General features: G+C 66.3%; 17 protein-coding genes and 5 pseudogenes. 15 read left to right on the forward strand and 7 right to left on the reverse strand.

What is annotated here, in order from left to right; all coding sequences use genetic code 11:
* Positions 1-170: 170 nt before the first annotated feature.
* Positions 171-580: pseudogene (locus QM693_RS23970) on the forward strand (Rv1733c family protein).
* 42 nt (positions 581-622) lie between these two features.
* On the opposite strand, the pseudogene otsB reads toward QM693_RS23970, so the two are convergent.
* The 3 genes and pseudogenes from otsB to QM693_RS23985 all read right to left on the reverse strand — a co-directional run.
* Positions 623-4,326, reverse strand: a pseudogene (gene otsB, locus QM693_RS23975) (trehalose-phosphatase).
* Between the two features lie 90 nt (positions 4,327-4,416).
* A complete protein-coding gene (locus tag QM693_RS23980; protein WP_280783212.1) occupies positions 4,417-4,950 on the reverse strand; it encodes a flavodoxin family protein in 534 nt (177 codons plus the stop codon).
* A gap of 374 nt (positions 4,951-5,324) precedes the next feature.
* Positions 5,325-5,954: pseudogene (locus QM693_RS23985) on the reverse strand (serine hydrolase domain-containing protein); the annotation flags it as partial.
* Between the two features lie 174 nt (positions 5,955-6,128).
* Between QM693_RS23985 and QM693_RS23990 the strand changes: the two are divergent.
* From QM693_RS23990 to QM693_RS37670, 7 genes and pseudogenes are all read left to right on the forward strand, one after another.
* Positions 6,129-6,383 carry an SHOCT domain-containing protein gene (locus QM693_RS23990; RefSeq protein WP_164063258.1) on the forward strand — a complete coding sequence of 85 codons (255 nt, stop codon included), beginning with the start codon at positions 6,129-6,131 and terminating at the stop codon, positions 6,381-6,383.
* Positions 6,384-6,585: 202 nt separating this feature from the next.
* Positions 6,586-8,007, forward strand: coding sequence for a wax ester/triacylglycerol synthase domain-containing protein (locus QM693_RS23995; protein WP_283332422.1), 1,422 nt, complete (start codon positions 6,586-6,588; stop codon positions 8,005-8,007).
* Between the two features lie 69 nt (positions 8,008-8,076).
* Positions 8,077-8,364, forward strand: a complete 288-nt coding sequence (locus QM693_RS24000) for a DUF1876 domain-containing protein (RefSeq protein ID WP_280783214.1) — start codon at positions 8,077-8,079, stop codon at positions 8,362-8,364.
* A 34-nt stretch (positions 8,365-8,398) separates the two neighbouring features.
* A pseudogene (locus QM693_RS24005) lies at positions 8,399-9,545 on the forward strand (4Fe-4S dicluster domain-containing protein).
* A gap of 208 nt (positions 9,546-9,753) precedes the next feature.
* A pseudogene (locus QM693_RS24010) lies at positions 9,754-10,035 on the forward strand (NADH-quinone oxidoreductase subunit B family protein); the annotation flags it as partial.
* Complete coding sequence (locus QM693_RS24015) at positions 10,019-11,311, forward strand: Ni/Fe hydrogenase subunit alpha (protein WP_283353614.1); 1,293 nt, start codon at positions 10,019-10,021, stop codon at positions 11,309-11,311. The pseudogene QM693_RS24010 and the gene QM693_RS24015, both read left to right, overlap by 17 nt.
* Complete coding sequence (locus QM693_RS37670) at positions 11,308-11,634, forward strand: hydrogenase maturation protease (protein WP_349307520.1); 327 nt, start codon at positions 11,308-11,310, stop codon at positions 11,632-11,634. The genes QM693_RS24015 and QM693_RS37670 overlap by 4 nt, the downstream gene beginning before the upstream one ends.
* Before the next feature lie 157 nt (positions 11,635-11,791).
* Here QM693_RS37670 and QM693_RS24030 read toward each other — a convergent pair whose 3' ends face one another.
* A complete protein-coding gene (locus QM693_RS24030) occupies positions 11,792-12,805 on the reverse strand; it encodes an Acg family FMN-binding oxidoreductase (protein ID WP_283353616.1) in 1,014 nt (337 codons plus the stop codon).
* Positions 12,806-13,008: 203 nt separating this feature from the next.
* Between QM693_RS24030 and QM693_RS24035 the strand changes: the two genes are divergently transcribed.
* The 6 genes from QM693_RS24035 (at position 13,009) to QM693_RS24060 (ending at position 19,163) form a co-directional block, all read left to right on the forward strand.
* Complete coding sequence (locus tag QM693_RS24035; protein ID WP_283353617.1) at positions 13,009-13,749, forward strand: universal stress protein; 741 nt, start codon at positions 13,009-13,011, stop codon at positions 13,747-13,749.
* A gap of 104 nt (positions 13,750-13,853) precedes the next feature.
* Positions 13,854-14,870, forward strand: coding sequence for an Acg family FMN-binding oxidoreductase (locus tag QM693_RS24040; protein WP_283353618.1), 1,017 nt, complete (start codon positions 13,854-13,856; stop codon positions 14,868-14,870).
* Positions 14,871-14,883: 13 nt separating this feature from the next.
* Positions 14,884-15,702, forward strand: a complete 819-nt coding sequence (locus QM693_RS24045; RefSeq protein WP_283332548.1) for a universal stress protein — start codon at positions 14,884-14,886, stop codon at positions 15,700-15,702.
* Positions 15,703-15,767: 65 nt separating this feature from the next.
* On the forward strand, positions 15,768-16,367 hold the full coding sequence (locus QM693_RS24050) for an Rv1733c family protein (protein ID WP_283332417.1): 600 nt from the start codon (positions 15,768-15,770) through the stop codon (positions 16,365-16,367).
* Positions 16,368-16,428: 61 nt separating this feature from the next.
* Complete coding sequence (locus QM693_RS24055; protein WP_283353619.1) at positions 16,429-17,856, forward strand: wax ester/triacylglycerol synthase family O-acyltransferase; 1,428 nt, start codon at positions 16,429-16,431, stop codon at positions 17,854-17,856.
* Positions 17,853-19,163, forward strand: a complete 1,311-nt coding sequence (locus QM693_RS24060; RefSeq protein WP_283353620.1) for a wax ester/triacylglycerol synthase domain-containing protein — start codon at positions 17,853-17,855, stop codon at positions 19,161-19,163. Before QM693_RS24055 ends, QM693_RS24060 begins: the two co-directional genes overlap by 4 nt.
* 16 nt (positions 19,164-19,179) lie before the next feature.
* Here QM693_RS24060 and QM693_RS24065 read toward each other — a convergent pair whose 3' ends face one another.
* Both QM693_RS24065 and QM693_RS24070 read right to left on the reverse strand, forming a co-directional pair.
* Positions 19,180-19,773 carry a hypothetical protein gene (locus tag QM693_RS24065; protein WP_283353621.1) on the reverse strand — a complete coding sequence of 198 codons (594 nt, stop codon included), beginning with the start codon at positions 19,771-19,773 and terminating at the stop codon, positions 19,180-19,182.
* Between the two features lie 37 nt (positions 19,774-19,810).
* Positions 19,811-20,692: a universal stress protein gene (locus QM693_RS24070; protein ID WP_280783228.1), complete on the reverse strand. Its 882-nt coding sequence runs from the start codon at positions 20,690-20,692 to the stop codon at positions 19,811-19,813.
* Between the two features lie 256 nt (positions 20,693-20,948).
* Here QM693_RS24070 and QM693_RS24075 point away from each other — a divergent pair, with 256 nt between their 5' ends.
* Entirely contained in the window at positions 20,949-21,131 is a 183-nt protein-coding gene (locus QM693_RS24075; RefSeq protein WP_005257869.1) for a hypothetical protein, read from the forward strand.
* Positions 21,132-21,178: 47 nt separating this feature from the next.
* Here the strand turns inward: QM693_RS24075 and QM693_RS24080 are convergent, their stop codons facing one another.
* Positions 21,179-22,162, reverse strand: a complete 984-nt coding sequence (locus tag QM693_RS24080; RefSeq protein ID WP_283353622.1) for a magnesium transporter — start codon at positions 22,160-22,162, stop codon at positions 21,179-21,181.
* Positions 22,163-22,946: the final 784 nt, after the last annotated feature.

Genomic DNA, 22,946 nt, shown 5'->3' on the forward strand with positions numbered 1-22,946 from the left:
TTCCTGCTCGCCGGCATCGTCGAGTGGCTCAAACTATTAGGAGACATGTCCTAGCCGCTCACCTCGTGCGCGCAAGGCTCGAAAACAGGAGGACGGTCCGAGGAGGCTGTGATGATCCTGATCAGGCACTGCCCTGGTGGCGCCTGGCGCCCTGGAGCCGAAATCCCCTCATGCGTGCCACGGACCGATGCGACTCCGTCGTCGCGGCCGTCCTGATCACATTCATCCTGATCGTGGTTCCGTTCGGTGGACGGCACCGGACGGCACCCTGCGCTCGACCGCCGTGGAAACCAGACCCGGCACGCACAGCGGCGACACGGTCACCGTAGGGGTGGACACAAACGGCAACGTCGTCGCCGAGCCCCGTTCTCGAGTGCAGAACGCGGCGATCGCCGTGAGCGCGGCACTGTCGGTCTGGGCGGCCGCGGCGGTCGGCTCCCTCCTGCTGTACTCGGGGGTGCGCTGGACGAACGGCCGACGCCGGATGCGCCAGTGGGATCGAGAGTGGAACGATCGCGGCCGCACACCCGGATGGCCGGTCAGGTTCCCCTCGCCGCAGCCCTGCGCGCCACGTCGCTGACCGTGGGAGGCGCCGGTCGTGGACGGGCAGCGCCGACGGTGGCTAGCCCAGACTGACCGTGCACCCCGGCTCCAGTCGGACCACCTGGTCACGACACGAGATCTCGATCGCGCGTTGATTTCCGGCGCCCGCACTGACCTGAACGCGGCGACCGCTGATGGTCAGCCACAACTGATGTCCGCGATAGACGATCGGGAATTCGAGCGCACCGAGCGTTCTCGGCCATTCCGGGCTGAAAACGAGGCGATCACCACGAGTTTCAAGTCCCGTGAAGCAGCGCTGAAGCAGGTCGATACTCCCCGCCATGGCTGCCAAGTGGATCCCCTCGGAGGTCGTACCTCCCTGGATGTCAGTGATGTCGGATGCAAGCACCCTGTCGAAGAACTCCATGGCCTTGTCGCGATTGGCGCGGGCCAGCACCCAGGAATGCACCACCGCGCTGAGTGTGGAACCGTGCGAGGTCCGGGCGATGTAGTAGTCGATGGTGCGCGGTATCGCCTCCGGTTCGAGCTGATATCCGAGTCGTTCGAACAGATCACGCAGTTCGTCGGCGGACAGCAGATAGAACAGCATCAACACGTCGGCCTGCTTCGATGCCCGGTACCGGTTGACGTCGTCCCCCTCCGCCTCGAGGGTGCGGTCGAGCCGTTGAATGTCGGTGTACCGCTCCCGGTAGCCGGCCCAGTTCAGTTCCGCCAGCGCCTCGTAGCCCTCGAACTGACTGATGACCCGATCGTGGAAGGGAACGAACATGCGGCGGCTCACGTCCGCCCACCGGGCCATCTCGCTCACGTCCAAGCTCAGGGAGTCGACGAGATCGGACCGGTCCGGGGCCGGAATCACATCGAGCGCCTCTCTCGCCCGGAGGATCACCCACACGGCCATGACGTTGGTATATGCGTTGTTGTCGACTCCCTCGTGCGGAGCCTCGGGGTAGCCGGAATGAAACTCGTCCGGTCCCATGACCCCGCGGATCGTGTAGCGCCCCCGGGCGCCTCGTAGGAGGCGAGGCCTGCGAAGAATCGGGCGATCTCCACCAGCATCTCGGCGCCGAAATCACTGAGAGACTCGAGGTCCCCGGTGACCTGGTAGTAGTGCCACACGTTGTAGGCGATCGCGATGCCGATGTGGTGTTGGCGCCAACTCGGGTCTGGGAGCCAACGACCGGACCGCGGGTTGAGATGCAGTTGCTGGCTTTCCTCCCGGCCGTCGCTGCCCGACTGCCACGGGAACATCGCGCCGCGATATCCGGCCGCCCGCGCGGCCCGGCGGGCCTCCGGCAAACGACGGTACCGGTAGCGCAGCAACGACCGGGTCAAGATCGGCACCCGCAGATTCAGGCACCGGACTCTCGGTGTGTGCGGATGTGGTAGTCGCCACCTCCGTGTCAGTGCTGGCCGCCGGACCGGGAAGACGAACAACTCGTCCCAGAAGACGTGGCCCCGATACGCCTCACCGTGCAACCCCCGGGCGGGCACACCGACGTCGAGGTCGGCGGTGTTCGGCGACACCGTCTGCAGGAGTTGCATCTGATGGAGCCGGGCGATGCGCAGACCGTCCCGGTAGTCGCCGAGGGTGATCCCGATACGGTCCCACAGGTGCTCCCAGGCCAGCACGTGACCGTCCAGCACTTCCTCGAACCCGCCGATCGACGGCACCCAGCGGGCCGCTTCGTCGGCCGGCTCGGACAATGCGTGATCGCGCCCCGTGAACACCGTCACCATCTTCTCGAACGTCACGGATTCACCCTCGGTGAGGTCGACCGTGATGTCGTGGCCGATGCGGCCGTCGCGATTGTGCAGACGGTAGGTGCACTCACGGTGTCGGTCGCGGGGCAACAGCGTGGTTCGTGCCGCCATGGCCACCGGTATGCGCGATTGAGTGGTCTGCATCGCCAGCAGGACGGAGTCCGCCGACAGCGGGCCCGAATGGAGTAGTACGAGATGATCGGCGGCGAGATCCCGGTACCGCTCGACGAGGGTGTTGCGAACCGCACCATTTAACGCCGAACGCAATTCGACCGAGCCGGACCAGTTCTCGGCGATGATCGTCGTCTGCAGCGCGCACACGTGGGGGAGGTGCATGGCGACGAATCGCCGCTGGATGACCGACGTCGTTCGCCCGGTCTCGTCGCGGTACCGGAACTGGCGGGTGAGTACGGCGCGACGCAGATTGAGGTACTGGCGGTACTCGAGCAGGTCGACGGCGTCGACGTCGAACCACGGCCCGCCCTCGATACGAAAGGTCGTCGTCAGCCAGTTCGGCGCGTTCACCATGCTTTCGTTCACGATCTCCATCCCGGCCCGCTCGTCGCGCAAGCGGTTGTACACACCCGCGAGATACGTGCCCGGGTAGTGGACCGGGCCGGCGGTTGCTTCGGGTGCGCACCCGCGAGTGGCGAAGTAGCCGTTCCCCAGAGTGCAGACGGCCTCCCGTAGCTTCTCGGTCGGGGGTTCATAGCCGTCGAAGAACAGCATCCATGCATCGGCCGCAGACGCGGTCTCGGGGTCGCGGCCGAGACGATCCGCCAGCCGCTGCAGCAGTACGCGGACCTGAACTGGATCGGTCACGGCGAAGCGTGCCGCAGACCGTCGATCCCCGACCTCACTGCTGCGGACGACGATCCCCACCCCGTTCGCCGTCACGGCGTCGAATGCGTCCTCGTCGGTGAAGTCGTCGCCGACGTAGATCGGCAGTAGGGATCTCGCGTCGTGGATGTGCTCGAGGACCCAGTTCAGTGCGCGTCCCTTGTCCCAATCGACGTCGGGACGGAGTTCGACGACCTTGCGACCCCCGGTGACTCTGAGCCGGACCTCCCCGGACGTGGCGACATCGTGGACCGTGGCAACGACCTCGTCTATCCGATCGGCGGCAACGTTGCGATAGTGCACGGCGACGGTGTACTTCTTGGGCTCGATCAACACGCCCGGCACGCCACGGAGGCGGTCGGTGAGGGCGCGGGTGGCGTGATGCAGCACCGGTACCGCGGCGAGAGCGTCGGGATTCTGGTAGTACTGCCCCTGCGGTCCGGCCAATTCGAACCCGTGGCTGCCCGCATACCAGATCTCCGCCATACCGACCCGTGTCTGCACGTCCGCGAGGTCGCGTCCGCTGATCACGGCCACCGGACACTTGCGTGTCAATCGGGCCAACTCGGCGGCCACACCGTCGACCAGGACGGCCTTCGCAGGATCGGACACGATATTCGCGAGGGTGCCGTCGAAGTCGAGAAACACTGCGGGCCTGCGGACACGGAGGACGGCGGGGAGTTCGTGCCGAGAGGTCAGAGCGTCCGGAATTTCGGATAGCCGGAGATCGCCTGCACGGAACGGGATCTCGGAGGGGTCGACGACGACGATATCTGCTCCGCATCTTCTCAAGTCGTCGGCGCGGTGGTCGTGACCGACCCCGATGACGAGTGCGAAGCCGCCACGCGTGGCCGCGGCAGCCGTTTCTCCGGAGGCCGTGACGACCACCGCACCGCCCGGCCGCGCCCCCAGCCGGTCGGCGGCGTCGACCGGTGAGGCGCCGTCGACCCGTACGGGAAACACGTCGGCGATTCTCGCGGCGTCGAGCACCGGTCGAACGTCGCGATCGGTCGAGAAGACCGCCGTCGCCACCCCGAGACTCTGCAACTGACGGACGAGTGCTCTCGTGGTGTCGGCCCGCGCGGACTCGGCCATCACGACGTCGAGGTCGAAGAGCACCGCATCGTGCCGTCGCAGATCGATCGCAGCGTGTGACATGGGCTCAGCCCCCGGGTGGTGGACGCATGTCAACTGCTTTCCGAACTGCCGCGACGTCGGTATGCCCAGATTACGTCGGAAGCACGATGATCAGGCGCGACCGGAAGTGACCTGCTGGGCGAGTGTCCGACCCCACTGCTCGGCGCGTGTCTCCTCACCTTCCTCGAGCCGCGATTCCTTGTCGACGAGGAAACTCTCGGATTCGGCGACGAGATCGAACCCGTGCCGGCGTAGCTTTCGGCCGATACCCTTCGATGCTCGTCCGGTCAGGAGGGCAGGGCCGTCGGCGCGAGTGTCGAACGCCACCGCCTTCCCGTGGGTCGGGGGGAGCCCGTCGAGCCATTCGCGGAGGCCCTCGCTTTCCGCGTCTGGTTCCAGTGCCACAGTGCTGTCGGGTTTGTGCGCTGTCACGGCGGCTCCGTGGCGGGTCGACTCGCGACTCATCCCGTGGACATGCGTCGGGCCGCCGACCATCACGAGATCGTAGCCGGACAAGTCTTCGTCACCGGCTCGGGCGACCGGGACTGCTGTGACGGTTCCCGTGGACTCGAGACCTCGCGCGATCGCCTCTGCGACGTGCCGGGTATTTCCGAACATCGATTCGTAGACCACGAGTGCTCGCATGTCGACTCCTTCTGCGGTTGGTGGGCTCGATCCCGGCGCTCGGTGCCCGAGCATGTTCTAGCCGACGGTTCTCGTCGATGGGTGTGCACCGGACATCACACGCGCCCACCAGTCCGCCAGTGGGCTCGGGTCGGGCCAGTCGATTCGGTCGTCTGGTGTCCGGCGCTGGTGAGCGCGTGTGTCTCGGTGTCGACTGATCTTCCGGTCGACGATGGTGCCGTGGGGGATTCATGACGAACTCCGGGGTGTCGTGTCACTTCGGATTCAACCAACGATGTCGTCCACCGAGTAGGGTCAACCGTCACTTTCCGGACTGTGCCAGGCGGCCAAGCGTCGAGCCTGCCGCGTTGCAGCCAGATGACCTACGCCCCTGGCCCCTCCGGCATGCCTGCGTGTGCGATGTTTCGCAGCACGGGCAGGCACGATAGGGCGAAGGACACGGTCTCCCAGGGGCACCCCGAAGGGAGTGATGCGCGGGAAGGACTTCGCGATGCGGTGACGTTCCTCCGCGGGAACCTGAAACCAGAACTCCCGGATTCCGAGGGGTTCGGCGATCTCGGCACGGACGAGGTCGGTGAACGACGAGCCGGTCGCCCGAGTGGTGAGTTCCGCGACCAGTGATCCGAACGTGACGGCGTGATAGCCCGGCATGACGGCTCAGCGACGATCCGGCGCCGCGGATGCGAGTGCGCCGACGACGCTGTCGTGATCGAACAGCGCCGAGGGTCCCGGTGCCAGTCCGCGCACGCGGCGCAGACCGGCCCGGTGCGTCAACAGCTCCCGCACCGTCACCAACTCCTTGCCGGCACTCGCGAACTCGGGCCAATACGTGGCGACGGGCGTCGTAGTCGATCAGTCCGCGGTCCACCAGCCCGGTGGAGCACCGTGCTCGCAACTCCCTTGCCCGTGGAGAAGGACACCGACACGGAGTCGGGTTGCCAGCGGGTGTCGCGCGCGGCCCATCCCGACCAGATGTCGACCACGGGCTCACCGTGCAGGTACGCCACCGCCATCGCTTGTATACAACGCCGGATACGGCGCGCTGATTCCGCCGGGGCGACACCACCGGAAACGGCCGAAAGACCCTGTGAACCACCCCTCGCACGGTTGGACACTGGTAGTACGGCGGGCCGACCCGGACACACACCGCCGAACAGACCGTAGGAGGCCGCCCCGTGATGTACGACGATGATTTCGGCGGTTGGGGGTATGCACTGATGTTCACCGGTATGGCGCTTTTCTGGGGGCTGCTGATCGTGGGGATCATCCTGCTGATCCGTTATGTGAGTCACCCGTTCCCGGCACCGCCCGGTGGGTCGCCGCCGCTTCGCAGTGCTGAGGCGGTCCTTGCCGAGCGGTTCGCGCGCGGCGAGATCGACGAGCAGGAATACCGGAGTCGCCTGACCATTCTGCGCGCCGGGACGACACCCTGACACGAGCGCACGGCGAAGGAGGTGACCGTGATGGATGCGATGCAGATGTTCCACATGTTCATGATGTGGCTGCACAGCACGGGTGTTCTGCCACCCATGCCCATGATGCCGATGTGACCCGTGGCCGCCGGGAACCCCAAGGGACCGGGCCCCGGCGGGACACACCGAAGACGACCGACCGCAGACCCAATCGACGAGCGAGTTGACCGACGTGAGCACGACGAATCAGCGCTACATGACCCAGACGGACTTCATGTCGTGGCGGATGGAGCAGGACCCGATCCTCCGGTCGACCATCGTGGCGGTCGCGCTGCTCGACCGCAGTCCGGATCAGAGCCGATTCGTCGACATGATGCGCAGGGCGGTCGACCTGGTTCCCCTCTTCCGGCGGACGGCGATCGAGGCTCCGATGGGCTTTGCGCCGCCGAGGTGGGCGGACGATCACGATTTCGATCTCAGCTGGCACCTGCGCCGCTACACCCTCCCCGAACCACGAACATGGGACGGGGTTCTCGACTTCGCCCGGACCGCCGAGATGACCGCCTTCGACAAGCGCCGTCCGCTGTGGGAGTTCACCGTTCTCGACGGACTCCACGACGGCAGGTCCGCCCTCGTGATGAAGGTGCATCACTCTCTCACCGACGGTGTCAGTGGAATGCAGATTGCCCGGGAGATCGTGGATTTCACCCGCGACGGCGGGCCGCGGCCGGACCGGACCGACCATCGGACGGCCGCGCCGAACGGTGAATCGCCCACTCCGCCGGGCCGCCTCTCCTGGTACCGGAACACGGCCGCCGACGTGGCCCGCCGGGCATCGAACGCGCTGGGCCGCAACAGTGTTCGACTGGTCCGGACTCCGAGGGCCACCTGGCGCGACGCAGCCGCACTAGCCGGCTCCACACTGCGCCTCACGCGTCCCGTGGTGTCCACGCTGTCCCCGGTGATGTCGAAACGCAGCACGCGGCGTCACTGTGCGGTGCTCGACGTGCCGGTGGAGGCGCTCGCTCAGGCGGCCGCGGCGGGTGCCGGTTCGATCAACGACGCGTTTCTGGCTGCTGTCCTGCTGGGAATGGCGAAGTACCACCGACTGCACGGCGCCGAGATCAGCGAACTGCGGATGACGCTGCCGATCAGCCTGCGTGCCGAGACGGACCAGGTGGGAGGCAACCGCATCACCCTGGCACGTTTTGCACTACCCACCGACATCGACGACCCCGCCGAGTTGATGCGCCGGGTGCACGCCACGGTGGATGCCTGGCGCCACGAGTCCGCGATTCCGCTGTCACCGACGATCGCCGGCGCCTTGAACCTGCTTCCAGCCTCGACACTCGGAAACATGCTCAAACACGTCGACTTCGTCGCCTCGAACGTCGTCGGATCGCCGGTGCCACTGTTCGTCGCCGGGTCGGAGATTCTGCACTACTACGCGTTCAGCCCCACACTCGGATCGGCGTTCAACGTCACCTTGATGTCCTACACCTCACGATGCTGTGTCGGGATCAACGCCGACGCCGATGCCGTCCCGGATCTCGCCGCCTTGACCGATTCGATAGCCGACGGGTTTCGCGCCGTCCTCGGGCTGTGCGCGAAGACAACCGATACGAGGGTGGTCGTGGCCTCGTGATCGCGGCACACCCCATACCCGAGAACCACATCGAGGGCGCGACACCGCGTCCACACCGAACGGAGGCCGATGAACATGAACGAGAAGAAGTGGTCCGTGGAGATCGTCATCGACGAACACGACGCCGACGAGGGTGGATCCAGGACCCGGGCACAGGCCCGGCTCCGAACCCGCGATACCCACACCCTCGTCGGGGTCGGGCTCGCCCGCCGGAATCCCGCGGACACCGAGATCCCCGAGATCGGGGACGAACTGGCCACGGCACGTGCGTTGGCCGACCTGGCCCACCAATTGATCGAGCTCACCGCGTCCGACGTAGAAGCGGCCACGCACAGCCGCGTTCACCTCACCGAGTGACCGGACCCGCCGGTAAGGCAAAAGGAGTGAGCGCATGGATGGGCAATCGACCGTGCACACCGATGCGAGTGTTCTGAATCGCCGCGGCCTCGACCAACTGATCGAGGCCCTCCGCGCCCGCGGCTATTGCGTTGTCGGTCCCACCGTCGAGGACTCGGCCATCGTTCTCGCCGAACTCGAATCCGGCGCGCAGCTACCGTCCGGCTGGGGTGTGACAACCGGGCCCGGGACGTATCGGCTGCGTCGGCGGGACGACGCCGCGGTCTTCGGCCACTCGGCCGGCCCGCAGTCGTGGAAACGCTTCCTCCATCCGCCACGACAGCAGCAGTGGTCCGTCGACCGGGACGGTGCCTTCATCGCACCGGCACCCGACGAGTGGCCCTACGCATTCGTGGGGGTTCGAGGCTGTGATCTCGCGGCGATCGCGGTCCTGCGCCGGGTGCTGTGCCCGGACCCTGATTCCGACAGCACCACCGCCCGCAGGTTCCGGCACCTGTTCATCGTGGCCGCCCACTGCACCGAACCCGGAGGTGTGTGTTTCTGTGCCTCGATGGGGACCGGACCGGCGGCCGGCCCCGGATACGACCTGGCACTGACCGAGCGCATCGACGACAACGGTCACCGCTTCGTCGTCGAGGCCGGCACCGAATCCGGTGCCGCCGTCCTCGCCGAGGTCGCCCACCGCACCGCCGCGACCGCAGAGGTCGACGAGGCCCGGAACGCCGTGAGCACCGCAGCCGGCCGGATGGGACGGGCAATGCCCGAGGTGGATCTTCGTGCACTGCTCCGCGACGCGCGGAGCCGACGTCTGGGAGGACGTCGTCAGCCGGTGCCTGACCTGTGGAAACTGCACCATGGTGTGCCCCACCTGCTTCTGCACCACCAGTGAGGACGTCACCGATCTGACCGGCGAGCGCTGGCAGCATTGGTCGTCGTGTTTCGAACCCGATTTCAGCCACGTCCACGGCGGGAACGTCCGGACGTCAGGGGAGAGCCGGTACCGGCAGTGGATGTCCCACAAACTCGGCACGTGGTTCGACCAGTTCGGCAGCTCCGGGTGCGTGGGATGCGGACGGTGCATCGACTGGTGCCCAGTCGGTATTGACATCACCGAAGAGGCGGCACGGCTCGTCCAGCTCATGCCGGCGTATCGGCCGGAGGACGACCGGGAGCAACGGTGAACGCCGACGAAGCGCCGCTGCCCCTGCCCTCGGCCACCTCGGCCACAGGCACCGGCTGCGGCTCGCAGAACTCAGCACCCCGGTTCGATTCGCCGCGGGGGAATTCGTCTTCCGCGAGAACGAACCGGCGACCCGGTGCTGGCTGCTCGGCACCGGAAGTGTCGTCCTGACCACGCTGGTACCCGGCCGCGGCACCGTCGCACTCGAAACCTGCACCGAGTGCAAGCGGCGCGGACTGACGTGTGTGATGGTCGCCGACGGAACACCGTGCCTCGGCTCGGTGACCCACTCCGGGTGCGGCGCGCAGTGTCCGTCGGTGTCGCGGGGGTGCTATGGCTGCTTCGGTCCCACCACCGACCCGAATCTCGCCGCGATGAGCGGGTGGCTGCGCACGTGCGGGATGAACGAGGACGCCATAGGCCGCATCTTCGCCACATTCAACGTGGCGGCGTACGGATCGGAAGGGCACGACCGTGGCGCCCCGGAATAGGGAACTGACCGTGCGCGCCCTCGCCGGGGTCGAGGGTGAGGGCCGGGTCGACGTCACCGTGCGCGAGGGGAGAGCCGAACGCGTCGAACTCAACATCTACGAGCCGCCCCGCTTCTTCGAATCCTTCCTCCGCGGCCGCCACTTTCTCGAACCCCCGGACATCACCTCGCGTATCTGCGGTATCTGCCCGGTCGCCTACCAGGTGAGCGCATGCAATGCCATCGAGCAGGCATGCGAACTCGAACTCGACGACGCGGTGAGGGATCTGCGGCGACTTCTGTACTGCGGCGAGTGGATTGCCAGTCACGTGCTGCACATCTACTTCCTGCACGCACCCGACTTTCTGGGGCTCCCGGATTCGATTGCCCTCGCCCGGCGCGATCGGGAGGCCGTCGAGCGGGGCCTGTCGTTGAAGAAGGCCGGAAACGCGATCCTCGATGTGATCGGTGGCAGACCGATCCACCCGGTCAACGTCCGAATCGGCGGGTTCCACCGGATGCCGACCACAGCCGAACTGATTCCCCTGTCCGACGAACTGTGCACGGCACTCGATCACGCCGTGGCAACCGTCCGATGGGTGTCGTCCTTCGACTTCCCCGACGTCGAACTCGACCACGACCTCCTCGCACTTCACGACGACTCCAGCTACGCGATCGACGACGGCGAGATCTGGTCGTCGACCGGATTACGTTGCACCGCTGACGAATTCCCGAAGCACGTGGCCGAGCGTCAGGTCCCGAACTCGACCGCGCTCCACGCCGAGCTCGACGGCCGCCGGTACCTCACCGGACCACTGGCTCGATACTCACTCAACTCGTCGCAGCTTGCCGGAGTGTCGGCGCAGACCGCCGCCGATGCCGGGCTGGGCGCGCAGTGCCGGAACCCGTACCGCAGCATCGTCGTCCGCGCCGTCGAGGTCGTCTACGCCGTCGAGGAAGCGTTGCGGATCATCGACCGCTACGAGCGGCCTGCGGAGCCCTTCACCGCCGGGCCACCGATACGCACGGTCGGGCACGGGGTCAGCGAGGCACCCCGTGGACTGCTGTATCACCGATACGAGTTCGATCCCACCCGATCGATCCGCGCCGCCATCATCATTCCTCCGACCTCGCAGAATCAGGCTGCCATCGAACACGATCTACGGCGCGCGGTGGACGGAAATCTCATGCCGGCCGATGACGATCTGACAACGCTGTGCGAACGAACCATCCGCAACTACGATCCGTGCATCTCCTGCGCCACCCACTTTCTGACCCTCACGCTCGACCGCCGATGACCGTCGTGGTGATCGGGCTGGGAAACGATCTCCGCCGCGACGACGGGATCGGCCCGATCGTTGCGCGGCAGGTCGCGGACCACGTCGCCCCGGACGTGTGCGTGTCGGTATCCGATGGGGACCCGGGCACTCTGCTCGAAGCGTGGACCGGTGCGCAGCTGGCCGTCATCGTGGACGCCGTCGTCTGCGACCCGGCGCCGTGTATCAGCTCACTCCGGACGAGCTCGGCGACGTTCGGGCGGGGTCGTTCAGCACGCACGGAATCGCGCTCGACCAGACAATCCGCCTCGGCGCCGTGCTCGATCGGCTGCCCCACAGAATGATCGTCCTGGCGGTGGAGGTCGCTGATCTGGGGGGGTGGCCGCGGGCTCTCACCCGCGGTGGGCCGAGCTGTCGACACGGCGGTGTCGGCGGTGCTGTCGGTGATCAGTGAGCCCTCCGACCGAATGTCCTGACCGTGCGCAGGTGTCGCCGGAATCGTCAACGAGCGGAGTGGCGGCGGCCGATCGAGAACACCGACTCGACGGGGCGTCGCGGAGTCTGCCGTGGCGGAGACTTCTTCTCAGTCGTGCCTACCCGAATCAGGGCCTGCGGGAAGCCGCGGTCGGGGAGTAGTTCGCGGATCATCTCCCGGCTCTGCCGTAGTTCGGTCGTGTGCGTCAGCGGGCAGGTCGCGAGACCGCCGACGGTAGCCTCCAGCAGCACCGCGGACAGGGCCTCACCAGCCCTGAGCCACGCATCGCGGCTGTCGGTGTCGGTGCTCAGCACGAGAACCGTCGAGCGGTCGATCTCCGCGGTCGCGTTGTTGTCGCGGCCTGCGGGAAAGCGGCGCCCGATGTCGACGCGGTCACGGTTCTCCGCGGTCGCGAGCGAATCTGCGGGTATTCCACCCTGAGGAATCGAATGACCGGCCCACCAGTGGAGCTCGGCCTGGTACGCGGAATCGTATTTCCGTGCCGCCGCAGTCAACTCCGTCGCCTTCGCAAGGGTCGGACGAGCATCCTGTCCCAGCCGTGTCAGGTGGACGTCCATGCCCCGCGCCATGTCGGTCAATGCCGTGGGCAACGGGGTCTTCACGCTGATCGGGCCGAATGGCCTGCGGTCGGAATACCGGTGCCGGATCGCCGCGAGCAGATCGAAGTCGTGCGACTGAGGCCGGGCGTCGTGGCGGAACCGAATCGTCGCCAGGTGCCCCGAGTGCGGACCCTCCGGGACGCGCCGGATGTCGACGGACCATTTGAGCCCTGTCAATGCCGTCTGGAGATGATTCAGCGCCGCACCACAACTGACGACCAACTGTCGGCCCGACGGGTCCGTCGAGGCCAGAAGCCGCCCACGTTCGGTGTAGAGGTCGAGCTGGCCGTCGGCGTACGTCCACTGCCACGGTTGACTGTTGTGTACCGACGGTGCCCGGCAGGCGAGGTCCACGGCAATGCGAACGACGTTCTCGTCGGGAATGGTGCTGTCCACGATCGCCTCCTCGGTGAATCGCACTCCGCCCTGACCTGGGTCGGACAGTCGGTGCGTCCACCTCAGTGTTCGCCTATCCGTGGCCCGAGGTTAGGGCCGATGGTCACTGACGGAGACCTGTCGACGATTCGGGCCGGAAGACCACCGACGGGTATGCGCCCGCTGCAAACCTGGGAAGACGTCCGGCGCTATCGCCATCCGCATGGTGTGCACGCGGTGAGTCGACCGTGACCGACGCGGGGACACCTTCTCTCGCCCCGGTTGTCGTCGGAGTCGACGACTCGGCGGCAGCGAGAGCCTCTGCACACTGGGCCGCCGCGGTTGCGGAGAGGCAGGGAACAACGCTGCACCTGGTTCACGTGCTTCCCCCACACCCGGTCTTCTACACAGAACCGCGGCCCCTGCCGTCGGAAGACGAGGACCACATCGCAGGGGAAACGTTCCTGGCCGATGCGGTGCGCAGCATCAGAGCCGACCGGAGTGCCCTCGCCGTGGAGTGTTTCCTACCGGCCGGATCGACGGCGCCCTGCGCCCTGTTGCCGTTGGCGGACTCGGCGTCCATGGTGGTGATCGGGTCGACGGCACGAGGCCCGGTGGAAGGATATTTGAATGCGACGGCGTTGCGACTCGCCCATCACTCCCGGTGCCGGGTCGTGGTGCGGCCCGAAACCGAGAACGCACCGGATGAGGTCGCGGCCCGTCAACGGGAGCGTTGCGGTTCTGGCGGAAAGTCTCGCGGGACTGGCCGAACGATACCCCGACGTCGCCGTGCGAGAGATTGTCGAGTCCGGTGGAGTGGGCGAAGTATTGCTCCGCTGGTGTGTGGACGCGCAGCTTCTCGTCCGGTCATGATCAGCAAGGTTCACTGTGACACCGACACGGTCCCTGATCAGGTCGTGGAGTTCGGCGACCGCTACACCGCAAATGTGCCGGTCAGATGGTGCAACCTTCCTCGGCGGCGTCGATGACCAACGGCCCTAGAGTCACCGAGCTGCGAGCACAACACTCGAAGCCAGTACAACTCAGGAGACACGATGATCGGCGGAGCACCCACCACATTCACGGACGCACTGTGAACACGCGAGAACTGCCCGTGGTACCCGACCGACGTACGGTCGAGTCAGCTGTGGCGCTGGCGTGTCGCGCGCCGTCACTGCACAACAGCCAACCGTGGCGTTGGGTGATGGGCACTGCCCTGCGGTTGTACAGCGATCCCGACCGGCTGCTACCCGCCACCGATGGCTTCGGCCGTCAGATGGTGATCTCCTGCGGTGCGGCCTTGAATCACCTCGAGTACGCCTTCGCGGCGAATCGCTGGCGTCCTCTGATCGAACGGCTGCCGCGTTCCTCCGACCGGCAACTTCTGTCGACGATCGGCTTCGTCCCGGCTCCGACACCGACAGATTTCGTCGCCCGAATGGCGGCGGCGATCGAACGAAGGCGAACCGAACGACTGCCACTGGACGCACCGCCCGCATGGACGGAGACACTCGAACAGCTGGTGCGAATCATTGCAGGAACAGGCGTCGAACTCGAAGACCTCGGCGAGCGAAGCCGTCCCGCACTCGAGGACGCATCACGCCGGATGACCGGTTTACGGCACGACGACCCCACCTACCAAGCCGAACTGCGGTGGTGGTCGGGGCGCGGACTGTTCCCCGACGGTGTGCCGGAACAGGCGCGCCCGTCCGACTCGCAGCAGCACTCGGTGCACCTCTCACGTGAGTTTCCACCCGGCCGCGCGAGCACACCCGACGGCGGCCCGTCGGAAGACAGCGCCGCGATCCTCCTGCTCTCCACATCCTCGGATTCGAGACTTGATTGGCTACGGAGCGGCGAAGCACTCTCCGCCGTTCTGCTCGCCTGCACGGACCGCGGACTCGCCACCTGCCCCGTCACCCATCTGACCGAACGCGCCGCGACACGGACAATGCTGCGGGAGCTGTCTTCCGGGGACGGGATGCCGCAAGTTCTGATCAGGGTGGGAGCGGGCACCGGGGTGGGGGAACCGTCGCCCACACCCAGACGCCCGTTATCGGAAGTCCTGGTTCGAGAGCGGCCTGCTCCGAGCAACCCGCCCGGTGAGTAGGGCATGCTGACTCATCCGGACGTCGCTGGATGCGGTGCGGTGGGCCGCACGTGAGGCAGAAGTGCGCGGGGCGCCGCTACTGTTGTTGTCCTGCATCACGTACCGCGGTGCACAAGATGGGCCGCGACTCGCTGAAATCCTCCACGCCCGAGCCGAGCGGGACCTTGCCGAAGCACTCGAGACCGCCCGAGCCGGATCCGCAGACTCAGACATCGACATTCGGGCCGAAGTGTCCCATCAGAACGCCCCGGGATCACTCGTCGACCGATCCGCCGGCGCAATAATGGTCGTACTCGGCAGACGCGGACTCGGCGAGTTCACTGACGGGCTGATCGGCTCCGTGACCTCGGCCGTGGCGCGTCATGCGCAGTGCCCTGTAGCAGTGATCGACGGCTGGTCGAGAGTCGCGGACGGCACGGGACCCGTCGTCGTCGGCGTCGACGGATCTCCGAGCAGTGCCCGGGCCGTCGGTCTGGCGTTCGAGGAGTGTTCCCTTCACAGCACGGAACTGATCGCACTGCACGCGTGGTCCGACCAGGACCTGTCGATACTCCCCGTCGGTGAAGAGCAGACCATGGAGCGGTCGGTGCTCGAAGCCGGCGTCGCCGAATGGTGTGAACGATTCCCCGAGGTCCGGGTGCGACAGACCCTCGTTCGGGACCGACCGGTTCGCCACCTCCTCGAAATGGCCGACGAAGCCCAGATGATCGTCGTCGGCAGCCGCGGACGGGGCGGCTTTTCCGGGATGACGCTCGGCTCGACCAGCGCAGCCTTGGTGCACATAACCCCGTGTCCCCTCCTGATCGCCGGACCGATCCGACCAGAGCGATGACCTTGGGCCCTACATCGGCATCTGTCCCGGCGCGACACTCGAAGGAGCAATCGCAGGAGGTCGCCATGATCGGGGAACAGACACTGGTATCGCGGATGTGGCGATTGGGGCCGTGGAGCGGGAACCGACTGATGCGGGGAAGCTATCGCCTCGAATCCTCGGTCTTCCTCGCCGTCGTCGCCCTGGTGCTGATCTTGGTTCCCCTCGCCGCAGCCTTCGGAACCGTTACTCACACACGCCTCGACGGCCAATCCCGCGCCGACCGCGAGAACCGGCATCAGATCGCGGCAGTGCTCCTCGAGGACCCAACTGTGAACCTGGCGGATACCACCCCGGCAACGGGTGCCACGGGGCAGGCACAGGCCCGGTGGACAGTGGATGGGACCACACGCACCGGCCAGGTACTGACCGCGCCGGAAGCGAAGGCGGGACAAACGATCAGCATGTGGATCGACCCGGCCGGCAAGATCGTCGATGCGCCGAAGACAGGCACCGAGAACGCATTCGAGGCCGTGGGCGCCGCACTCGCACTGTGGACAATGGGTGCGACGATCTGTCTCACGATGTTGATCGGAATTCGCTGGGCAGGAACGAGATACCGGATGTCACAGTGGGACCGCGAGTGGAGGAACCTCGGAAAGGCCCCCGGGTGGCCGGTCAGCTGACGCCCATTGATGTCGAACACAAGAAGACGACGACGATTTCCGAATGGTGAGGCCAGAGCCAGTGGACGACAACTTGAGCTTCCTGGACGCGGGTTTTCTCGAGACGGAGGACTCCGACCCACACGCGAGCCTGACGATCGGTGCTCTCGCCATCATGGAGGGCCCCGTTCCCGGGCAAGACGAATTTCGTGACACGGTCGCCGCACGTTTCGCGAAGCTCCCGCACGCCCGAGACAGGGTTCACACGGTCCCACTCGACTTCAGCCCACCCTCCTGGTCACCGGATCCGCATTTCGACCTCGGCCATCATCTGCGACGGGTCGCCGTCCCGGAACCAGGGGAGGAGGAGTCCCTGTTCGGTTTCGTTGCCCGGGTCATGGCGCACCGACTCGACCGTGACCGCCCCTTGTGGGAATGCTGGGTCGTCGAAGGCCTCACCGACGACCGCTGGGCCATACTGACCAAGATTCATCACTGCATGGCGGACGGGATCACCGGAACCAAACTCTTCGAGGCCATGTGCGACGAAGTCGTGGCCGAAACGTCGACGACCGCAGAGCCCGACACCGACGCCGAGCCGGTACCGACCGTCGGTACACGCCTCGAGAGCGTCGAGAGCCTGGTCCGCTCGACGATCGAGTTCCTGTCCCCGGTGCGGCAACTCCGGCTCGTCTCGGCGGCACTGGCAATTCCACGTCGGCTGACAGCCGCCGGTATCGGCGTGGCAACCGGCCTCACCCACCTGCTGTCCGAGATACTGACCTCATCCACGGACACTTCGCTGATCGGACCGATCGGTCGCCAGCGCCGCTACTGCGCCGCGCGAGTCAGGATGCATGACGTTCGCGAAATCTGCGCCACGTACCAGGTCACCGTGAACGACGTCGCACTCGCGGCGATCACCACCGGACTACGGCAGCTGCTCCTGAAACGGGGCGAGCGTCCCGAACCCCACACGGTCCGCACGCTCGTTCCCGTGTCCGTCCGCTCCGCAACCGAGGAACATGCGATCCACAATCAGGTCTCGCTCATGCTGCCCTTTCTGCCAGTCGACATCGAAGACCCGGTCGAGCAGTTGGTCGCCGTCCACGAACGCCTCACGACGCACAAGGCGAGCAAGGAAGCGGAAGGGGGCAAGGCGTTCACCGCGGTGGCCCAGTACGGACCGTTCATGCCCATGGCCTGGGCCGTTCGACTCGCCACCCGGTTTCCTCAGCACAGTGTCGTCGCCGTCGCAACCAACGTCCCCGGTCCGAAAGCCACACGACACGTGATAGGCCGCACGATCCTGGAGATCTTTCCGTACGTGCCGATCGCGCTGCGGCTGCGGATCGGGATCGCGATCCTCAGCTACAGCGACCATCTCGCCTTCGGTCTCACCGGGGACTACGACACCACACCGGACCTCACCGACCTCTCCGACTCGATAGAACGCGGTGTCCTGACCCTCCTCGCCTCGTCGCGCGCGGCTGACGCAGCCTCCGAATGACCGCCGGCGACCGTCGCGAGCAACTCTGCTCGGGCGACCTGATCACGCTCGTCTCAGACGTCGGACCGGTACCCATGAACGTCGGCGCTTTACTGTTCGTTGCCGGTGACGGTGACGTGGATGCGGCGACCGTCGAGGCCACGTTCACACGACGGCTCACCAGCATTCGGCGCCTGCAACAGCGCCTGGCCACGCCACGGCGGGGCCTGGGACGGCCGTACTGGGTCGACGACTCCGATTTCGATGTCCGCGCCCATGTGGCCCGAGTCCGGTGCCCGAGCCCGGGGGGCCATGACGCTGCGCTGGCAATCGCGGTGGACGCGGTGACCCGGCCGCTGCCCCGGTCACGACCATTGTGGCGGGCGGTCGTCGTCACCGGTCTCATCGACGATCACACCGGTCTGGTACTGGTGCTGCATCACGTCGTGGCCGACGGGATCGGTGGCCTCGCCGTGCTCGCGCGCCTGGTCGACGGCGCGGACCCGGCTGGGCCGGCCGACGATACCGCGGCACCGCCTCGGGGCCGGTTGGTTGACCGCATTTCCGAACGGTTCCGCACGCTGCGCCGACTTCCGCACAGGGTTGCTCGTATACGAGGCGGCTGGGCCGAACTCGGTCGTGGTCGCGGCGGGTGGGCACCGCGGTGTTCCCTGAACGCTGCCACCGGCCCCCGTCGCAGGGTAGTGACCGTCGACGTCGGTCTCAACGGTGTCCGGGCAGCGGGGCGGAGGTCGGGTGCCACCGTCAACGATGTTCTGTTGGTCGCCGTCACTGGGGCATTGGCCGAACTCCTACGTGAGCGGATGGAGTTTCCGCAGGAGCTGGTGGTGTCGGTGCCCGTCTCGGCCCGGAGTTCGGCAACGAGTGGGCACCTGGGGAACCAGGTCGGTGTAATGCCGGTACGTGTACCGCTGGTAGGAAGTTTCCAGGAACGGCTGACCACTGTTTCGGGCGTCACCCGCGTTCAGAAGATGCGAACCCGAGGTACGTCCTCGGCACTGATCGGACCACTTTTCCGGATCCTGGCCGCGCTGCGGTTGTTTCGGTGGTTCGTCGACCGTCAGCGACTCGTCAACTCGTTCCTGACGAACCTCCCGGGTCCCCCCGGGCAACTCGTCATCGCCGGGGCACCGATCACAGGCATCACCCCGATCACCGTCACCGCGGGGAACGTCGGCGTCGCGTTCGCGGCACTATCCTATGCGGGCACGCTGACAGTAACGATCATCGTCGACCCCGACGTTGTACCCGAGGTCCGCGAGCTCGCCGCAGCTCTGCACGAACAATTCCGGGCCGCCATCGAATGACGAGCTGGGCCGCGACTCAGAGAGACTCGGCCTCGTCACGGATCAGGCGCAGTACCGGCCCGCCCATCGCCTTGACGAACGGGCCCACCACCGTCCAATACGCGCGGAAGCTCCGCCGTGCCTTGTCGTCCGTGCCGTGTACGCGCACCTCGGTGACCAGGACAGACGTGTGGGCGTCGTACGTGAGAACTGTGAAACCCCAAGCGCCGATGCCATATCCGGGAAGGGCGAACCGGCCGAAGTCTGCTGGCGACCACTCGACGCGGCCGTAGCCCTTCTCCCACCAGCGACCGATGAACCCGAGCACCATCGCGTGTCCCGGCTCCTCCGCGAGAAGATGGAACCCGCCGTCGGGTTCCAGCAGCTGGTCGAACCTGAATTCGGACCGACTCCCCTGAAGATGGGCGCCCCGACGTCCGCGGACGGTGTCGATCGCAATTCGGGCCCGGTTCGGGAGCGCGACCACCGGCGACCGGAAGAAGTCGACGCGGCGGATGGCGGCGAAGGTCGTCGGCGCAGACGCACGGACGACCTGCGTGCGCAGAATGCGTTGCTCATACCTCGGCAGCTGAGACTCGATCAGGCTTGATCCGAGGCTGGGGTCGTGCACGATACATCTCCTCCTGGGCGGCATCCCCGCGGTACGGCTAGCGAACAATGAGAAGTGGGCAGACGACCGAATGCATCAACGCCCTGCTGGTCGACCCCAGCAGCATGCTGGAAAACCCTCCTCGCCCCCGGCTCCCCACCACGAGAAGCTGCGCATTCTCGGCCTGCTCACGCAGGTGCCGGGTGGGGCGATCCCTGACCACGAGGGTGCGCACCTTCACATCCGGATAGTTCTCCGCACGACCGGCGAGATTCTCGGACAACAGGGCCGTTTCGTTGGCCGCATCCCGCAGCCACTCCGCCTCGCTGCCTCCGTCCGGGGAGAACTGCAGAACGATGTCGGACCATGCATGAACGGCGACGAGTTCCGATTGCCGCAGACCTGCTTCCTCGAAGGCCATGGAGATGGCCGGTTCACTGTGCTGTGATCCGTCGACACCGACGACAACCGGTCCGGGGATGTCGTTGATATTGCGATCAGGTTCACCGCGGATCACCGCGACCGGGCATGAGGCGTGGGTCGCCACCGCCGAACTGACCGATCCCAGGACGGCGCGCTCTACGATTCCCCGTCTGTTCGCACCCACAACGAGCATCGTGGAATCCGCCGCACGTTCCAGAAGTTCACCGGCCGGCGTCCCGGAGCAGACGGTGGTCTCGATCTCGATGTGGTGTTCGGGCACTGCGGCACGGGCGGTTTGCGCCGCGCGCTCCAACCTGTCCTTACCGTCGCGCTCCTCGTCCTGGAAGAAGCTGGCAGGCACACCGATCGGGACGCCGTACCTTCCGGGAACGAACATCGTCGTGACCAGTGACAGGGGCGAGCTGCGGAGCGCGGCCTCCCTCGCCGCCCATGCAACAGCCTGCAGCGACGATGGGGAGCCGTCGATCCCTACAACGATCGGGCGGTGGCCGGACATGGTGCACTCCTACAGGGTTGCTGGCGCCGAATTTCTGCCTCGACCTTCATCGTTGCGGCCCGCCGGTGATGCCCGTAGGGGAGAAGGTCACCAGGCTGAGACCCTGGACCCGATTCCCTACGGCAAAGCCGCAGCGCCGCGGGTGACCAATGACTCTGTCACCGCAGACCGGCGGTAATGACACTGAGACGAGGCGCCCAATCGTGTTTCTCGCGATCCGGTGTCACGCACTTCGGCCTGGGGAAGGTATGTGACCATGAGCGACGGCAACACCGGCGCCGCGGGCGGCGGAGCGATCTACGCGCTGGGCATCTTCGGAGCCTGGGTGTGGTTCTGGCAGCAGGCGGACGCATTCTGGGAGTATGTTCTCGCGATCATCCAAGGGTTGTTCTGGCCGGCGTGGATGGTCTACGACGTTTTCAAGGTCCTTGCAGGGTAGGCGCTTTCGGTGTCCCGCCTCCTCGCTGCAGGTTCGGGCAGGGGGATCTAACTGACAAGCGCCGTGACGGCCGCGAAATAGATCATGATCGACAGCAGGTCCTGAACGACAGTCGCAAGTGGACCGGAGCCGAATGCCGGATCCTTGCCGAGCCGCTGCAGGAGCCACGGCAGCACCATGGCGACGATGGTGGCGATCGCACTCGCGGCGAGAACCGCCACGGCCACCGCGAGCGCAAGCATCGTGTCACCGGTCATGAGACTGACGACAGGGAGCATCACGGCTCCGAGGAGAGCACCCACCGACAGACCGGTGAGCGCCTCGCGCCCCACGATACGTCGAATTCCCACCCCGACTGACAATCCACGGATCGCCAAGGTCTCGGTCTGCGTTCCGACTGCGTCTGCGAGATACACGATTCCGGGGATGAAGTAGGCAACGGCGACATTCGCTTCGAGAGTGACTTCGAATGCCGCCATGAACACGGCCGAGACCATGGCACCCAGCAATCCGACGAGGAGCCAGGGAACACGGTGCCACAGCCTGCGCCGTACGTTCTCCACGCTCGTCTCGCGCGTGGTCTCGACCGAATGGAGGAAGCCTCCGAGGCGCGAGAGGTCCTCCTCGTGTTCCTGGAGCAGTACCGCGAGAAGTTGTTGTGGTGCGACGAGACCACGGAACCGACCGTCGTCATCGACCACCGCCAGCCCCGGCTCCCCGTGCTGGACCGCCTGCCACGCGGCCCGTTCCTGGTGAGTATCGGGTCGGACCGTCGGCGGATTCGGATCCATGACATCGCGCAGAACCTCACGGTCCGCGGCGCCGAACATACGTTCTATCGTCGCGACGCCCACTAGCCGGCCTCCGTCCAATACGGCGACGACCGAAGCGCAGTCGTACCGCTTAGTGGCCATATCGCTCAGTACGGCCGTCACCGAGTCGCCCGGGGCGGCCGTGGGAACCCTCGTGCAGGCATGCCAGAGCGCAGTCCGGGGTTCGGGCTCATCGTCGAAGACCAGTAATTCGGACACCGGCACACCCTTTCCGAACGTGTTGTGGACTGCCCTTCGATCCTGGCACGGGTGATACCGAAGCCGGCCACGTTCCGAGTGGACCGGGCGCACCCTCATTACGTCACAGTGACGTAATGAGGGTGCATGGGCGGAGGGAGGGGAGACCCGAAACCGAACATTCATTCGGAAAAGCGGGCCACTCGACGACACCGCCGAATTGGCCTTAGCGGTCCGGGGCCGCACATCCGGCGGCGTGAATATTATTCAGCAGCCGATGGACGCATCGTGCCGCGACGCTACGAGGCCGACGCACCGAGTCGGATACGCGGCGAACAAGTGCCGGACGGGCTCGGCGAACCAGATCGACGCAGACCGGCTGGGGGTATATGGGCAGGCCAAATCCGGGCCTCTGACCTGCGGCGATAAAACGGCCCTTTTTGCCGATAATCGACATTATGTCAACTAGTGGATCGCAGGGCCTGCCCCGCGCCACCGGCGACCTCCACGCCCCGCCCGGACGACGGGTCGGCAGCGTCGGCGCGTCGAGCGCTGTGGGTGACAGCCGCGCACCTTTTCCGCAGGCGCACCCGTTCTCGGCCTCGAGAACGGGTGCGGGAACCGAGAACGAGTGCGTCCGTCCCTGAACGCTGAGGAATCCGGTACGAAGTCATGGATGCGTCCCACAGCGGCCCGGAACGGCACAGCCCCGACTCGCCGGGACGGACGTTCGGGCCGCGCCCTGACGCTTCTCCCCCGTGCCGATACTCCGGAATCTATCCGACAAGCATTGCGCGACAAGAGC

The sequence above is a fragment of the Rhodococcus sp. IEGM 1305 genome, assembly GCF_030058635.1.
Classification (GTDB): Bacteria; Actinomycetota; Actinomycetes; order Mycobacteriales; family Mycobacteriaceae; genus Rhodococcus_F; species Rhodococcus_F opacus_D.

Bases quoted from the DNA above. Each gene is read 5' to 3' on its own strand.
- QM693_RS24070 (WP_280783228.1), bottom strand. From the start codon at position 20,692: ATGTCCGGCCACCGCCCGATCGTTGTAGGGATCGACGGCTCCCCATCG.
- QM693_RS23980 (WP_280783212.1), bottom strand. From the start codon at position 4,950: ATGCGAGCACTCGTGGTCTACGAATCGATGTTCGGAAATACCCGGCAC.
- QM693_RS24075 (WP_005257869.1), top strand. From the start codon at position 20,949: ATGAGCGACGGCAACACCGGCGCCGCGGGCGGCGGAGCGATCTACGCG.
- QM693_RS24050 (WP_283332417.1), top strand. From the start codon at position 15,768: ATGATCGGGGAACAGACACTGGTATCGCGGATGTGGCGATTGGGGCCG.
- QM693_RS24060 (WP_283353620.1), top strand. From the start codon at position 17,853: ATGACCGCCGGCGACCGTCGCGAGCAACTCTGCTCGGGCGACCTGATC.
- QM693_RS23990 (WP_164063258.1), top strand. From the start codon at position 6,129: ATGTACGACGATGATTTCGGCGGTTGGGGGTATGCACTGATGTTCACC.
- QM693_RS24000 (WP_280783214.1), top strand. From the start codon at position 8,077: ATGAACATGAACGAGAAGAAGTGGTCCGTGGAGATCGTCATCGACGAA.
- QM693_RS37670 (WP_349307520.1), top strand. From the start codon at position 11,308: ATGACCGTCGTGGTGATCGGGCTGGGAAACGATCTCCGCCGCGACGAC.